General features: G+C 64.8%; 20 protein-coding genes and 2 tRNA genes. 15 read left to right on the plus strand and 7 right to left on the minus strand.

Going from position 1 to position 14,238, the window contains the following annotated elements; genetic code table 11:
* Window positions 1–13 precede the first annotated feature (13 nt).
* Window positions 14–349, minus strand: coding sequence for a DUF2946 domain-containing protein (locus P9255_RS25460; RefSeq protein WP_309790622.1), 336 nt, complete (start codon window positions 347–349; stop codon window positions 14–16).
* A gap of 227 nt (window positions 350–576) precedes the next feature.
* Here P9255_RS25460 and P9255_RS25465 point away from each other — a divergent pair.
* Window positions 577–653, plus strand: a tRNA-Met gene (locus tag P9255_RS25465).
* Between the two features lie 117 nt (window positions 654–770).
* Window positions 771–1,268 carry a heme-degrading domain-containing protein gene (locus P9255_RS25470; RefSeq protein WP_309790623.1) on the plus strand — a complete coding sequence of 166 codons (498 nt, stop codon included), beginning with the start codon at window positions 771–773 and terminating at the stop codon, window positions 1,266–1,268.
* A gap of 33 nt (window positions 1,269–1,301) precedes the next feature.
* Here P9255_RS25470 and P9255_RS25475 read toward each other — a convergent pair whose 3' ends face one another.
* Complete coding sequence (locus P9255_RS25475) at window positions 1,302–1,625, minus strand: hypothetical protein (protein WP_404980453.1); 324 nt, start codon at window positions 1,623–1,625, stop codon at window positions 1,302–1,304.
* A 336-nt stretch (window positions 1,626–1,961) separates the two neighbouring features.
* Between P9255_RS25475 and P9255_RS25480 the strand changes: the two genes are divergently transcribed.
* The 6 genes from P9255_RS25480 (at window position 1,962) to P9255_RS25505 (ending at window position 5,243) form a co-directional block, all read left to right on the plus strand.
* Window positions 1,962–2,234 carry a hypothetical protein gene (locus tag P9255_RS25480; RefSeq protein WP_309790624.1) on the plus strand — a complete coding sequence of 91 codons (273 nt, stop codon included), beginning with the start codon at window positions 1,962–1,964 and terminating at the stop codon, window positions 2,232–2,234.
* Entirely contained in the window at window positions 2,231–2,587 is a 357-nt protein-coding gene (locus P9255_RS25485; RefSeq protein WP_309764969.1) for a hypothetical protein, read from the plus strand. The genes P9255_RS25480 and P9255_RS25485 overlap by 4 nt, the downstream gene beginning before the upstream one ends.
* Window positions 2,588–2,724: 137 nt before the next feature.
* Window positions 2,725–3,012 (plus strand): DUF1488 domain-containing protein, encoded by a 288-nt coding sequence (locus P9255_RS25490; RefSeq protein ID WP_309764968.1) that lies wholly within the window; start codon window positions 2,725–2,727, stop codon window positions 3,010–3,012.
* Between the two features lie 216 nt (window positions 3,013–3,228).
* Window positions 3,229–3,417, plus strand: coding sequence for a hypothetical protein (locus tag P9255_RS25495; protein ID WP_309790625.1), 189 nt, complete (start codon window positions 3,229–3,231; stop codon window positions 3,415–3,417).
* A 67-nt stretch (window positions 3,418–3,484) separates the two neighbouring features.
* Window positions 3,485–4,102 carry a TetR/AcrR family transcriptional regulator gene (locus tag P9255_RS25500; RefSeq protein ID WP_309790626.1) on the plus strand — a complete coding sequence of 206 codons (618 nt, stop codon included), beginning with the start codon at window positions 3,485–3,487 and terminating at the stop codon, window positions 4,100–4,102.
* Between the two features lie 28 nt (window positions 4,103–4,130).
* Window positions 4,131–5,243, plus strand: coding sequence for an enoyl-CoA hydratase/isomerase family protein (locus tag P9255_RS25505; RefSeq protein WP_309790627.1), 1,113 nt, complete (start codon window positions 4,131–4,133; stop codon window positions 5,241–5,243).
* Window positions 5,244–5,270: 27 nt separating this feature from the next.
* Here P9255_RS25505 and P9255_RS25510 read toward each other — a convergent pair whose 3' ends face one another.
* From P9255_RS25510 to dusA, 3 genes are all read right to left on the minus strand, one after another.
* Window positions 5,271–5,696 (minus strand): hypothetical protein, encoded by a 426-nt coding sequence (locus P9255_RS25510; RefSeq protein WP_309764964.1) that lies wholly within the window; start codon window positions 5,694–5,696, stop codon window positions 5,271–5,273.
* A gap of 159 nt (window positions 5,697–5,855) precedes the next feature.
* A tRNA-His gene (locus P9255_RS25515) sits at window positions 5,856–5,931 on the minus strand.
* A 135-nt stretch (window positions 5,932–6,066) separates the two neighbouring features.
* Window positions 6,067–7,071, minus strand: a complete 1,005-nt coding sequence (dusA, locus tag P9255_RS25520) for a tRNA dihydrouridine(20/20a) synthase DusA (RefSeq protein WP_309790628.1) — start codon at window positions 7,069–7,071, stop codon at window positions 6,067–6,069.
* A 142-nt stretch (window positions 7,072–7,213) separates the two neighbouring features.
* Here dusA and P9255_RS25525 point away from each other — a divergent pair, with 142 nt between their 5' ends.
* The 5 genes from P9255_RS25525 to P9255_RS25545 all read left to right on the plus strand — a co-directional run bounded on the left by P9255_RS25525 (window position 7,214) and on the right by P9255_RS25545 (window position 8,960).
* Window positions 7,214–7,465: a hypothetical protein gene (locus P9255_RS25525; protein ID WP_309764962.1), complete on the plus strand. Its 252-nt coding sequence runs from the start codon at window positions 7,214–7,216 to the stop codon at window positions 7,463–7,465.
* Window positions 7,466–7,550: 85 nt separating this feature from the next.
* Complete coding sequence (locus P9255_RS25530; RefSeq protein ID WP_250451351.1) at window positions 7,551–7,853, plus strand: hypothetical protein; 303 nt, start codon at window positions 7,551–7,553, stop codon at window positions 7,851–7,853.
* 34 nt (window positions 7,854–7,887) lie between these two features.
* A complete protein-coding gene (locus tag P9255_RS25535; RefSeq protein ID WP_309790629.1) occupies window positions 7,888–8,277 on the plus strand; it encodes a DUF5594 family protein in 390 nt (129 codons plus the stop codon).
* A gap of 30 nt (window positions 8,278–8,307) precedes the next feature.
* Window positions 8,308–8,511, plus strand: coding sequence for a hypothetical protein (locus P9255_RS25540; RefSeq protein ID WP_309764960.1), 204 nt, complete (start codon window positions 8,308–8,310; stop codon window positions 8,509–8,511).
* 98 nt (window positions 8,512–8,609) lie between these two features.
* Window positions 8,610–8,960, plus strand: a complete 351-nt coding sequence (locus P9255_RS25545) for a hypothetical protein (RefSeq protein ID WP_309764959.1) — start codon at window positions 8,610–8,612, stop codon at window positions 8,958–8,960.
* Between the two features lie 5 nt (window positions 8,961–8,965).
* Here the strand turns inward: P9255_RS25545 and P9255_RS25550 are convergent, their stop codons facing one another.
* Both P9255_RS25550 and P9255_RS25555 read right to left on the minus strand, forming a co-directional pair.
* A complete protein-coding gene (locus P9255_RS25550) occupies window positions 8,966–9,157 on the minus strand; it encodes a hypothetical protein (RefSeq protein ID WP_309764958.1) in 192 nt (63 codons plus the stop codon).
* Between the two features lie 37 nt (window positions 9,158–9,194).
* Window positions 9,195–10,643, minus strand: a complete 1,449-nt coding sequence (locus P9255_RS25555) for an MFS transporter (protein WP_309790630.1) — start codon at window positions 10,641–10,643, stop codon at window positions 9,195–9,197.
* Window positions 10,644–10,805: 162 nt separating this feature from the next.
* Here P9255_RS25555 and P9255_RS25560 point away from each other — a divergent pair, with 162 nt between their 5' ends.
* Both P9255_RS25560 and tkt read left to right on the plus strand, forming a co-directional pair.
* Complete coding sequence (locus P9255_RS25560) at window positions 10,806–11,858, plus strand: NADP(H)-dependent aldo-keto reductase (protein WP_309764956.1); 1,053 nt, start codon at window positions 10,806–10,808, stop codon at window positions 11,856–11,858.
* Between the two features lie 275 nt (window positions 11,859–12,133).
* The gene (gene tkt / locus P9255_RS25565) at window positions 12,134–14,233 is read left to right on the plus strand and encodes a transketolase (RefSeq protein ID WP_309790631.1); all 2,100 of its coding nucleotides are present in this window, start codon (window positions 12,134–12,136) and stop codon (window positions 14,231–14,233) included.
* Window positions 14,234–14,238: the final 5 nt, after the last annotated feature.

Here is a 14,238-nt window from a genome sequence, read left to right on the forward strand (position 1 = left end):
GAGAAACAGCAGGTCAGGCGAGCGCGGGCGGTGCGCGCGGTTGGGCATCGTCGAAGCGGACGCGATGCATGGTGCCGGCGCGTTCTATCGCAGGGAATGAGTCGCGCGGCAAGCGCAATGACGCGAGCGCGACATGAGGCGCCGGCGGCGTCGGAGCATGCGCAATGAAGTCGCAATAGCCGCAGGCTTCGAGATGGGTGAGGGCGTGGTCATCGGCGTGCGATGGCGCTTCCGCCCGCGAGTCTCCCGACGCGCAGACGGAGGCGAACTGCGCATCGACGCGCTGTGCGTTCAGCCATTGCGATGCGGCGGGCGCGAACGAGAGCAGCAGCATCGCGCACAGGGCCACGATCCCGCCGACTCTCCCGATTTTTCCCCGACGCAAAGCCTGCATGCCGCGTTCTTGTATCGATGATGATGGTGAAGTGATAGCGGTCGATTATGCCACGCACGCTTCGGACGCCTTTGCGACCGAGTGGCCGAAAACGCGCGGCTTGTTTATTTGGCAAAAGCGCGAATGTTCAACTAATCATTGCGCTCGATAGAACGATGCCCTATAATCTTTTCTTCGACGGACGCGGGGTGGAGCAGTCTGGCAGCTCGTCGGGCTCATAACCCGAAGGTCGTAGGTTCAAATCCTACCCCCGCAACCACTAGCAGAACTGGAAAGCCCGTCGCATCATCAAACCCGCCTCTGAGCGGGTTTTTTGTTTTTGCGCGACACGCTGCCGATCCGGGCATCATCCGTCCAACTCACGCAAGGAAAGACGATGGACCTTCCACACGATCTTCAAGCCATCGCGCAGCAGGAGAACACGCTCGTGTTCCCGCAGTTCCACGCCGATCACTCCTGGCAATTGGGATCGCAATTGCGCGAGATGGCGCTTGCGCGCGATGCAGCCGTGGCGATCGACGTGCGCACCTTCGGCCATCGCCTGTTCTTCGCCGCACTCGATGGCGCTACGCCCGACAATGCGCGTTGGGCCGAGCGTAAATCGAAAACGGTCGAGCACTTCCGCCGCAGTTCATATGCCATCGGACTGACGCTCCAGCAAAGCGGCGCCACGCTCGCCGACAAATACGGCCTCGATCCTGTTCAGTACGCCGCGCATGGCGGGGCGTTTCCGATTCGCGTCGCGAATGCGGGCGTGATCGGATCGGTCGCGGTGTCGGGACTGCCGCAGCGGAAAGATCACGAGATGGTCGTCGAGGCGTTGTGCGCCGTCCTCGGACACAGCTTCGCGTCGCTCGCGCTCGACCGTCACTAGACGGCGGCGTCGCCTGGGGCAGGCGTCGCCAGCCTACTTGCAGCGAATGATCATCGAACGATTCTTCACGTTCGCCGATATCACGTTGCTGATGCCGCCGCCCGTGGGCCCGCCTTCTTCGTTGTCCTTCGACACGATGTCGTAACCCGTCGCGCCGCACGCCTTGCCGGCAAGCACATAGCAGCTTGCCCAGCTCGATCCGGCGTCCGCGCCGCTGCAATTGACGGCGTAGCCGGTCTGCCCATCGGGCAGATTGATGAGCGAAGCATCATTCGACGACGCGCAGGCGCCCAGCCCCGCCATCGCTAACGCCGCCGCGCCGAACATGGACGCGCGCAGCCATGAAACGTCGCGCATATCGCGCGGCATCGAAACCGTATTCGCAGTAGCGGAGAGCCGGCTCTTTCGCCGATCGGATCGCTTCATCTGTACCTCTTGAGTTCTGACTGCGCGATGCCGAGCCCGCGCCGCGCGTCTTTTTGAGATCCGCATTGTCCCATACGCCGGCGACGCGACGCGGGCGCGCCCCTTGCGAGGCGTCGATCACGAGGCGCGAGCTCGATCCAGCATTGACGTGCCGTGAACTATTTGCCGGATCGCGCGCCTTATTCGATTCGTAATCGGTTCGATTTGCAGTCGCCTCGTGCTGTACGGAGCGACGCGAGCACACGACCAGGCAAGGAGGCAACAGCAATGGCGGAAAGAGTCACGGGACCGTACCGGAGCTATTACATCAGCGCATCGGCGCGACTCGTGCACGCGCACGAGGGCAAGGACGGTCAGGCGGGCGCGGGCATCTACGTCGGTTCGGTGAGCCTCGGGCAGGGCGGTCCCGACAACGCGCGCCACTTCGAGGCGCTCGTCAACCTCGGCCCCGAGCGGCGCTTCGCCACCGAGGAGGAAGCACTCGCGCACGTCGAACAGGCGGCGCGCGATTACATCGACCGGTTGCTGCAATCGACATGATGCGAGCCATCCATCTTCGCCACGCCGTGCTTTACGATATCGCGCACTGCCTCGTCGATCTGTTTCCGAGCAGTGCGGATATCGCCGAGATCGGCACGGACACGACACCTGCGCTGTTCGTCAGCTGGCGCACGGGCGGCGTGGCGAATCATGCGGGCAATATCGCGTGGGGCGTACATTACCGCTTCAACCCGCGCGTGCTGCGCGACTATCCGCATCTGCCGAACGATGCACGCGAGCGAGTATGCCAGCGCGTGCGCGAAATGAGCCGTCACCTCGATTTCAATTACGCCGATCCGCGCGCGAGCTCACTGCTCGTCGTCGACATCGACGACGACGTGCTCGACGCCTGAGTCGCGCGTGCGCGATGGCGCGCGCTGGACCTGCCGGCGCATCGGCGAGTACCATGGTCGCCCTGAACGTCATGCGCGCGCGAGTCCGCTTGCCGCAGCGACACCGAGCGGAAAGACGTTTCTGCAACGAGACAATCATGGACATTCGTTTCCTTCCCGACGCGCCGGATTATCGCGATTCCAATCTCACGATCGAGTTCGCCGCGCTGGTCGACGGCCGGCGCGTGCCGTGCGCCATTTCTGTCGAAGCGCTCGAAGATCACTTTGGCGCACAGACGTACGACAGCGCCGGCTGGATCGGCGCGTTCGATGCGGGGCGCGCGCGCATCGAGGAAGTCGCGCGAGAACACTTGCGCGTGACGAACGGCATGCCCGTGCTTCTTAAAAGCGGGCATTTTCCGCCGGGACGCGTGACGGTGGAGTAGTGCTGCGGTGACAGGCGAGTGACATGAGCGCCTCTTACCCTCTTACACGCATGCGGTGTAAGAGCTTCCAGCGGCGGCGGTCTCCTTTCGCGCGCTCGCGCCTCGGAGTAACATGACAACGATTCTGCCGCGTGCGATGCGATTCGCTCGGCATATTACTTGCTCGGGAGCCCTCGCTCTACAGAGCATCCATTATAAGAATCGCTCGGGGTCGTCATGCTTCACTCTTTTCTTCATTCGCTCGTCGAGTCCAATGCACTGTGGCTCATCTGGGCGGCCGTCGGTGTCCTGATTCTTGGCTTCTGCATCGTGTTCGCTTCCGCCGTGCTGGGCGACTCGGACGAGCCGCTTTATCGTGCGGCTTCGGCAACACGCAGGGACGACGACGGACCGATGATCGTCTGAGCGGCGGCGTCTTGCGCGGCATCGCCGCCCGTTTTCAAAATTGACGTGGAAAGTAACGGTGCCGACAATGCCTCGCATGAGTCCGGATGAAGAGCGGACACGGCAATTGCGCCAGCACAAGCAACGGCAGCGCGACGCGCTGCGTGAGCGCATACTCGAAGTCTCGCGCGGCATCGTGAGGAGCGAGGGACTCGCGTCGCTCTCCATGCGCAAGCTGGCCGATGCGATCGACTACTCGCCGGCGGCGCTCTATCTTCATTTCAGGAGCCGCGGCGAGATCGCGCGAGCGTTGCGCGAGGAAGGAAATGCGCAACTGCGCGCGGCCTTTGCTCCGCACGCGACGCTTGCTGATCCCGCCGCGCGCCTGAGAGCGATGGGTCGCGCGTACGTCGAGTTCAGCATGGCGGAGCCGGAGATGTATCGGCTGATGTTCATGGAACCCGCCGATGCAGCGGGCGCCGCCGACACCGCGATGCTGTCGGTTTTCGCGGATGCGTTTGCCGCGCTGAAGGCCGTCGCGCCGCTTGCGTGCGCGCAGGCGTTGTGGGCGAACCTGCATGGCATCGTCGCGCTGGAACTGACAGGCGCGACGCCGCCAGCGACGCCGGTGGCGGCGCTCGTCGAACTGTCGCTCGATGCGTGGCTCGCCGCTGGCTCCGGGCTTGCCGCTGGCTCTGGTGATTGACCGAAAGAACGTTCCGACTCTCAACACGATGACCACTGAAGACATCCGTATCGACACCGCCAACGGCATCGGCTTCATTGCGCTCGATCGTCCGAAGGCGCTCAACGCGCTGACGCCGCCGATGCTGCGCGCGATCAGCGAAGCGCTGCGGGCCTGGCGTCACGATCAGGCCATCCGCGCCGTCATGATTTACAGCCCGCATGCGCGCGCGTTCTGCGCGGGCGGCGACATCCGCTTTCTATACGACGCGGCGAAGGCGGGCGACCGCGATGCGATCGACGCGTTCTTCATCGACGAATACAAGCTCAACCACGCGATCTTCACGTTTCCGAAGCCGTATGTCGCGGTCGTGAGCGGCGTCGTGATGGGCGGCGGCATGGGCATCTCGCAGGGCGCGCATCATACGGGCGGGCTGCGCATCGTCACGCAGTCCACGAAGATGGCGATGCCCGAGACGCGCATCGGCCTGTTCCCGGATGTCGGCGTGAGCTGGTTCCTGGCGCGTGCGCCGGGCGCGATCGGCCGCTATCTCGCGGCGACGGGCGCGAGCATGGGCGCGGCCGATGCGCTCTATGCCCGCATGGCCGACGCCTATCTCGACGATGGCGCGCTGCCCGGGCTGATCGAATCGCTGCGGCACCAGCGTTTTCTGGATGGCGTGGACATCATGCGTTTCATCGAGAACGAGACGACGAAGTACAAGGTCTCGCCGATCCCCGACGCCAGCGCGCTGGCGGAAGCCCGACCGCTCATCGACAAGTGTTTCGCGGCGGGCAACGGCGCGGCGATTCTGGCGTCGCTGGAACGCGAAGCCGACGCGTCGGGAAGCGCGTGGGCGCGCAGCACGGCGGCGCAGTTGCGCGAACGCTCGCCGCTGTCCGTCGATGTATCGCTTCAGCAGGTAGATCGGGCGCGCTTCTCGACGATGGCCGAGACGCTGCGCCGCGACCTCGATCTCACGCGCTCGGTGTTCGAGCGCGGCGACGTGGTGGAGGGGATACGCGCGCGTATCGTCGACAAGGACGACCAGCCGGCATGGAAGGTCAGGCGCGCCGAGGATGTCGAGCCGAAAGACGTCGAGCACATGTTCGACGGCGCGTGGTCTCCGGCGACGCACCCGCTGCGGCTGCTCAAGGACTGACGGTCGTTGCGCTCGCGCGTGAGGCGCCTAGTGCGCTTCGCCGCGTCCCATGAATGCGCGCATGAAGACGAGCGCGCCCCAGCCCCAGATGGCGTTCGCGATGAAGCTCGGCGCGAGGCGCGGCAACATGTTGCCGGCCGGCCAGATGCCGCGGGCCGGATCGATCACGAAGGCGCTCACCGCCGTCAGCACGATGCCGCCGAACACGAGCGCGCCGATCCACGGTGCGCGGTTGTCGGGCGCGACGCGCAGCAGCCACGCCATCAGGACGGCGAAGACGGCGCTCCACAACGCATGGGCGATGAACTCGGGGATGCCGAGCGGCAGGAACGGCGCGGTGGAGAAGCCGGTTGCATCGATGAGTCCCGCTGCGTGCAGCAGCGCGTAAGTCGATTCACGAAAGAAGAGGGCGGCGAGAAAGCCTGAGACGAACGGCAGAATGAGTTTTTGCATTGGCTGGACCGCGGGCGGGCGAGACGGCGGCTCGCTCGGTTATCGTGACGAGCGCCATTATAGGGGCGGGCGTTGAGCAGCCGGCCGATGCGCGACCGCATTTGGAAGCGCCGGAAAGCAAAAAGCCCAGTCTTCGACTGGGCTTTTTGCCTGAAATCTTGGGGTGGCTGATGGGACTCGAACCCACGACGACAGGAATCACAATCCTGGACTCTACCAACTGAGCTACAGCCACCACTGACAGCAGTTTTACTGCCTTCTCGCTTCAGCAGAATTGCCTGCCGATCGAGAAGCGAGATTATACGAACTGAGTTTCCGCTTGCCTAGCCCTTTCGAGCATTTTTTTGCGATCCGTGCTTGCCGGCATGCTTCACGCCTCGATCGCTTCGACGCCATCGCGCAAGTGGCCGCGCGCTTCATCGAAGATGCCGAGGTCGCCCTTCGCGAGTCTCTTGCTGTCCGACAACACGCGCCGCCATCCGCGCGCACCCGCTTCGCCGCGATACAAGCCGAGCGCATGCCGCGTTACCGCGCCGAGATACGTGCCGCGGGCGAGCTCCGCACGCGCATACTCGATCAGCCCCGCCTCGATGTCCTCCCGCGTCGGAACCGGCGACGCAGCGCCATAGAAGCGCTTATCGACTTCAGCCAGGACGAAAGGATTGTGATACGCCTCGCGTCCGAGCATCACGCCATCGACATGCTTCAGGTGCTCTTCGACTTCATCGAGCGTCTTGATGCCGCCGTTGATCGAAATTTCCAGATGCGGAAAGTCGCGCTTCAGCCGGTACGCATACTCATACTTGAGTGGCGGAATCTCGCGATTCTCCTTCGGACTGAGGCCCTTCAGGATGGCGTTGCGCGCATGGACGATGAACACCTCGCACCCCGCATCCGCCACCGTGCCGACGAAATCGCGCACGAACGCGTAGTCCTCGACTGCATCGACGCCAATGCGGTGCTTGACGGTCACCGGAATGGAAACGGCATCGCGCATCGCCTTCACGCAGTCGGCGACGAGCTGCGGTTCCTTCATCAGGCACGCGCCGAATGCGCCGCGCTGCACGCGCTGGGACGGGCATCCGCAATTCAGGTTGATTTCGTCGTAGCCCCACTGCTCGCCGAGCTTCGCGCTTCTGGCGAGATCGTCGGGCTCGCTGCCGCCGAGTTGCAGCGCGACAGGCGCTTCGTGGGGCGTGAAGGCAAGATGCCGCGCGACATCGCCGTACAGCAGCGCGCCGGTCGTCACCATCTCTGTGTACAGCCACGCATGGCGCGAGACGAGCCGGTGCAACGACCGGCAATGGCGATCCGTCCAGTCCATCATCGGAGCAACGGACACGCGGCGGGGGCTGATCTTGGGAACGGCGGACATGGCGATGAGACGAACGGCGTCGGATGGCGGCGAATCCACGATTTTAACGCAGAGGGACAATCACGTTTGCGCCGCCCGGGACGCGAATCTTTCGGACAAACGCCTGTCACATCAGAACGATGGCGTTCGAACGGAGGCGACCATGGCAAAGCAACTGATCGCGGCAGGCGCGCTTTTCTGCGCCGCGCTCGCCGCACAGGCACAACACACGCAGGCCGCGCGCCCCGACGACAACGCGTCGATGGTCAAGCCGCCCGACGCGCCCGGGTCGCCCGCAGCGAGCGCGACGCGCCCGCACAACCCCGACAACATGCCCGTCAAGCGCCCGAACCCGCCGCCGAACAGCGACCGCATGCTGCATAACAGTCCCGCGAGCGACGCCATCGCGAAGTAAGCCGAAGAGCAAGTGCGCCACGGCACGATGCACCGTGCTAGCATCGTCAGACCACCACCCCCGAACGACGACCATGGAGGCAGCTATGGCTACTTTGGCGATCGACGGCGTGCGCTGGGTCAACGACCGTGTGACCAACGTGCGCTGGGGCAGTTTCGATTCCGCCAGGAACGAATGGGCGGCTCCCACCAGCATCGTGGATGTCCGGCAAGTCGTGGACGCCATCAAAAGCGGCAAGGAAGTCCGCACGCTCTTCACTCTCGGCGGCCGAACGTTTCTCGGACCCAAGGTCAGCGCGTTGCCCTACGCGAACGGCCACGTCGGCATCGAGGCGCGCGTGCAGGACGGGCAGATCGAGAAATCGCTCGAAGACCTGCCGCCCGTCTGAGCGCATCCGGCTCGGGCGCAGCGGAGAACATGCATTGAATCGGGAACAGGCGCTCAGGTTCGAAGCGGAATTCATGCCGCGCATCGTCGAATGCGTCGCGCGGCAGATCGGCCGTGGCCTGCGTATCGACATCGTTCCGTACGAACATCCTTTTGCACCGACGCGGCTGCACGTCAGTGCGCCGCCGCATGACAACGGCGAGCGGGCGCGTCAATATCCGTTCGATCTCAGCGTGTTCCTCACCTGGGACGAGGACGAAATCGAGCGCCTGCTGCGCCCCGGCGGCGAAGCGCGCTTTCAACGGTATCTGGATTCGCTCGGCGCGAAGTTCGCCGCATGGCAAGGCGCGCGCGAAGTCGATTTCGTCACGCGCTCGCAAGCGGAGCCGTCGGTGTTGCTCGGCGGACTCGACTTCGAACCCTGACGGCAGCGCATTCAAGAATGGGAGATCGTGATGGCATCGTCGAATGAAGGCAGGCTCCGCGCGTTCGTGCAGACGGCGGAACAGGCAGGCGGCTTCGTGTGGGTGCTCGCGCTCGTCGATTTCGAGGCGCAGGAGGTCAAGCGCGCGATGGTGTCGGAAGAAAACTTCGCCACCGCCGACGCCGCCCGCGACGCCGGCAACGATCGTCTCAAGGCGATGGCGAACGATCGCTGACGCAGGAGCGGCGACGCTTTTCGATTGGCGACGCACGGCGCTGCGCGGTGCGTGGAGCGATCTTTTGCGCGACGACCGGCCGTATATTCTCAGGAACGATGAGCGACAACGACAAAGAAGCCGCCCGGCAGGCCCGCTATCGCCGGTACGAATCCGCCGGCGAAGCATCGATTCGCGCCGATCTCGAGGAAGCCTCGCACGCCGATCCCGAAGCGGCCAGCAAACGCGCCTGGCTGCGCGACAAGGATACCGAGCGCCAGAACGAACAGTTCCGGGCGATGTTCGCGTCGGTTTCATCCGCGAACGATGCGGCGCAGCTTGCCCGCGAATCGGCGCTCGCTTCCCGCCGCTCGGCCTTCTGGACGATGATCGCGGCGCTCGCGGCGACGGCCGGCGTCATCGTCAACGCGGCGATCGCGCTCGGATGGCTAGACTGGCTGAAACGGTGAGGCAGTCAGAACGTCCACCATGAGCGCACGCTCGGCTCGCCGTCGAGCGCGCGCAGGAAGTCGTCGGCGAACGCATCGCTCGCGGCTTTCCATTCCGGCGTGCCGGCCGGGAGATCGTTCGGGTTCTTGAGGCCGCGCGCATGGCGGATGACGGCGACCGCTTCGCTCACGGCGGCGATCGATTCCAGACTTTGCATGTTCATACCGTGGTTTACGGCACGCAACGCGCAAGATTTAGCGCCGCGTCTCGTTCGCCTTGCCATGCCCCGACACGAGCGCCCCCGCGTCTTTCGGCAGCCTGAGCAGGTCGATCACGGCGGCGAGACCCACGAACCCCACGATCAGAAATGCGACGCTGAAATCCTCCGGTGCGATGGACTGCGCATCGTGCCCGTGCAGCCACTCGCCGATGCGCAGCGCAATCGCGCCGACCGCGACGCCGACGCCCATCGTCATCTGAAAGAGCGTGCTCGATAGCGCCGACGCGCCGCTCATCTGTGCCTTCGGCACGTCGGCGAAACTGAGCGTATTCAACGCCGTGAACTGCAACGAGCGCGACAGGCCACTAGCGAACAGCACCACGACGATGACGAAGGTAGGCGTCGATGGGGCCAGCAGGCTCATCGCGGCGAGCGAGAGGGCGGCGATCACGCCGTTGACGATCAGCACCGGACGAAAGCCGAAGCGCCGCATCACCGGCGTGGTGACGACCTTCATGGACAGGTTGCCCGCGAATACCGCCAGCGTCAGGAGGCCCGAATCGAATGCGTTCATGCCGAAGCCGACCTGAAACATCAGCGGCAGCAGAAAAGGCGCGGCGCTGATGGCGATGCGAAACAGCGAGCCGCCGCCCATCGCCACGGCGAAGGTCTGGATGCGAAGCGCCGCCAGATCGACGACCGGCTGCTCCGTGCGCCGCAGATGCCGCCACGACGCGACGCCCGCCACGCCGCCCACGGCGACGAGCGCGCCCGCGAGCGGCCACGACGCATCGTTGCGGCCGACGAGTTCCATCGCATAGAGCAGCGTCACGCAGGCGATGCCGCACAGCACGAAGCCGACGAAATCGAAGCGGCGCTTTGCATCTTCACGCACGTTGTCGACGAAGCGCCAGGTCAGCAACAAGCCGATCAGACCGAGCGGCACGTTCAGATAGAAGATCCATCGCCAGGAGGAATACGTCGTGATGAAGCCGCCGAGCGGCGGCCCGATGACCGGCGCGACGAGTCCCGGCCAGGTGATGATCGCGATGGCGCGCATCAGCCCGTCCTTCGGCGTCGCGCGCAGCACGGCCAGTCGTCCGACCGGCACCATCATCGCTCCGCCGATGCCCTGCAGCACGCGCGCCGCGGCGAACGCGGGCAGCGTCGATGTCGTCGCGCACAGCACCGACGCCGCCGTGAACACGGCAATCGCGCTGCCGAACACGGTGCGCAGGCCGAAGCGGTCGGCGGCCCATCCGCTGATCGGGATGAACACGGCGAGCGTGAGCAGATACGCCGTGATGCCGAGGCTCATGTCGGCGGGATGCACCCCGAACGAATGCGCCATCTGCGGCAGCGCGGTCGCGATGATCGTGCCGTCGAGGTTCTCCATGAAGAACGTCGCGGCGACCAGCATGACGATGATCGAGGCGCCTCGTTTCGCGTGTTCGGGTCCGCTGGAAGCAGTGGAAGAGGACATCGGCAGGATTGTTCGAAGGTTGGAAAGCGCGGTGCGTGAAGTCTAGCCGTGGAAGCAGACGTCGCGCGCCTATGGTAGTTTCTGCGGTTGGTCGGCATGGTCCGCCGTGGACAGTTCGCCGGCAGGCGTCAACAGCAGGCTTCAATACAAGGAAACCAAACGATGAAGTATCGGAAACTGGGCGATTCGGGCGTCGACGTCAGTCTGATCGGGCTCGGCACGATGACCTGGGGCGAGCAGAACACGGAGAGCGAAGCGCACGAGCAGATCGACTACGCGCTCGCGCAAGGCGTGAACCTGATCGATGCGGCCGAGATGTACCCGGTGCCGCCGCGCCCCGAAACGCAGGGGCGCACCGAGGAATACATCGGCACGTGGCTCGCGAAAAACGCGGGCAAGCGCGGCGATATCGTGCTCGCGACGAAGATCGCGGGGCCGGCGCGACAGCCGCACAATCCGCGTCACATTCGCGGCGCGGGCAACCAGTTCGATCGCAAGAACATCAACGAGGCGATCGACAGCAGCCTCGCGCGCCTGCAGACGGATTACGTCGATCTGTATCAGCTGCACTGGCCCGACCGCAGCACTATGACCTTCGGCCGCGGCGCGTATCCGTACATCGACGACGAATACACGGTGCCCATCGAGGAAACGCTCGCCGCGCTCGGCGATCTCGTGAAGGCGGGCAAGATCCGCTACGTTGGCGTGTCGAACGAAACGCCGTGGGGCGTCGCGCAATTCCTGCGCGCGGCGGAGAAGGCGGGGCTTCCGCGTATCGTCAGCATTCAGAATCCCTACAGTCTCGTCAACCGCACATACGAACTGGGGCTGTCCGAATTCACGCACAAGGAAGGCGTCGGGCTACTCGCGTATTCGCCGCTCGCTTTCGGCTGGCTGTCGGGGAAGTACGAAGGCGGCGCGCGTCCGGCGGGCGCGCGCATCACGCTGTTCGAGCGATTCCAGCGCTACAGCAAGCCGCAGGCGATCGCCGCGACCACGTCTTACGTCGAACTCGCGAAGCGCCACGGCCTGACGCCGACGCAACTCGCCCTCGCCTTCGTCAACACGCGTCCGTTCACGACGAGCACGCTGATCGGCGCGACGTCGATGGCGCAGTTGCAGGAGAATGTCGCGAGCGTGGACATCGAACTGTCCGATGAGATCCTCGCGGAAATCGAGGCCTTGCACGAGCGTCAGCCGAACCCCGCGCCGTAACGCCGCAACGCGGTTCGAGTGATCGGGCCGCGGATGTGTCAGCATTGATGCATGAACCGGGTGGTTCGTCACCGCGACGCCGCCCGGCCGAATCACCGGACGCACGCGCCTCGCGTGTGCGTCTGCCGAATGCGAAAGCCGCGCCTGTTCGCGCGCTTTCTGTCTTACTCGCGTGCGATGCCGCTTGCCAGGGCACCGCACTTGCTCGATGGTTCTGGTTGCCCGCTGCGGCGCCTCTCGCCACAGCGCGCTCTTCGAGAAAGGAGTCGTCGCTCATGTCGCAAGTCACGCAGCAGTCCCAGGATCTGGATCGCCTCACAATCGACACGATCCGCACGCTGTCGATGGACGCCGTGCAGAAAGCCAATTCCGGCCACCCCGGCACGCCGATGGCGCTCGCGCCCGTCGCGTTCCATCTCTGGCAGAACCACCTTCGCTACGACCCGGATGCGCCGCTATGGCCGAATCGCGACCGCTTCGTGCTGTCCGTCGGCCACGCGTCGATGCTGCTGTATTCGCTCCTGCATCTCGCGGGCGTGAAAGAGGTCGATGAAAACGGCAAGCCGACCGGCAAGCCCGCCGTCTCCATCGACGATATCCGGCAGTTCCGCCAGCTCGACAGCAAGACGCCGGGCCACCCCGAGTTCCGCATGACGACCGGCGTCGAAACCACGACCGGTCCGCTCGGCCAGGGTCTCGGCAACAGCGTCGGCATGGCGATGGCCGCGCGCTGGAAGGAAACGCACTTCAACAAGCCCGACACGGCGCTTTTCGATTACCGCGTCTACGCGCTATGCGGCGACGGCGACATGATGGAAGGCGTTTCGCACGAGGCGGCTTCGCTTGCGGGGCATCTGCAACTGTCGAACCTCATCTGGATCTACGACAGCAACCGCGTGACGATCGAAGGCCACACGGACCTCGCGTATAGCGACGACGTCGAAGCCCGCTTTCGCGGCTACAACTGGAACACGCTGCATGTCGACGACGCCAACGACGCGTCCGCGCTCGAAGCCGCGTTCAACCAAGCGAAGGCGTCGACGGACAAGCCGACGCTGATCGTGGTGAAGAGCATCATCGGCTGGGGCGCGCCGAACAAGCAGGACACCGCGGGCGCGCACGGCGAGCCGCTCGGCGACGCGGAAATCAAGCTCGCGAAGAAGTTCTACGGCTGGCCGGAAGACGCGCAGTTTCTCGTCCCGGACGGCGTAATGCAGCACTTCGCCAATGGCATGGGCGCGCGCGGCAAGGCGGCGCACGCCGAATGGAAGCAGCGTTTCGACGCCTACGAAAAGGCCAATCCGGAACTCGCGAAAGAAGCCTGGCTGATGCTCGAGAACAAGCTCCCGGAAGGCTGGGACGCCGACATTCCCACGTTCGAGCCGGACGAAAAGGGCATCGCGACGCGCGAATCGTCGGGCAAGGTGCTGAACGCGATCGCCCGGCGCATTCCGTGGATGATCGGCGGGGCGGCTGACCTCGCGCCATCGACGAAAACGAATCTCAAGTTCGAAGGCGCGGGCAGCTTCGAGCACGACAACTACGGCGGGCGCAATCTACACTTCGGCATCCGTGAGCACGGCATGGGCGCGGTCGCCAACGGACTCGCGCTGTCAGGGGTGCGGCCGTTCGCATCGACGTTCCTGATTTTCAGCGACTACATGAAGCCGCCGATCCGGCTCTCGGCGATCATGGAAGTGCCGGTGATCTACGTGTTCACGCACGATTCGATCGGCGTCGGCGAAGACGGTCCGACGCATCAGCCGATCGAGCAGCTCGCGTCGCTGCGCGGCGTGCCCGGTCTCACGACGCTGCGCCCCGCCGATGCGAACGAGGTGAGCGAAGCGTGGCGCGTGGCGCTGTCGCATAACAAGGAGCCGTCGTGCATCGTCGTGACGCGTCAGCCGCTGCCGACCTTCGACCGCACGAAGTACGCGTCGGCCGAAGGCGTGCGGCGCGGCGCGTACGTCCTCGCCGACGCCGCCGATGGCAAGAAGCCCGAAGTGCTGCTGCTCGCCACCGGCAGCGAAGTTTCGCTGTGCATCGAGGCGTATGAGAAGCTGAAGGGCGAAGGCATCGCGGCGCGCGTCGTGTCGATGCCATCGTGGGATATCTTCGAGAAGCAGGACGAGGCGTACAAGGAATCCGTGCTCCCGTCGGACGTGAATGCCCGCGTGGCGGTCGAGCAGGCGGCGACGCTCGGCTGGGACCGCTACACGGGGCGTCTCGGCGCGCAGATCGTGATGCATACGTTCGGTGCGTCCGCGCCGCTCAAGGCGCTCAAGACCAAGTTCGGCTTCACGCTCGAAGGCGTCTACGAAGCGGCGAAGAAGCAAATCGCGCGCGTGAAAGCCGACGCCAACGGCAAGGAGTGACCACA

This window comes from Caballeronia sp. LZ019 (assembly GCF_031450825.1).
Taxonomy (GTDB): domain Bacteria; phylum Pseudomonadota; class Gammaproteobacteria; order Burkholderiales; family Burkholderiaceae; genus Caballeronia.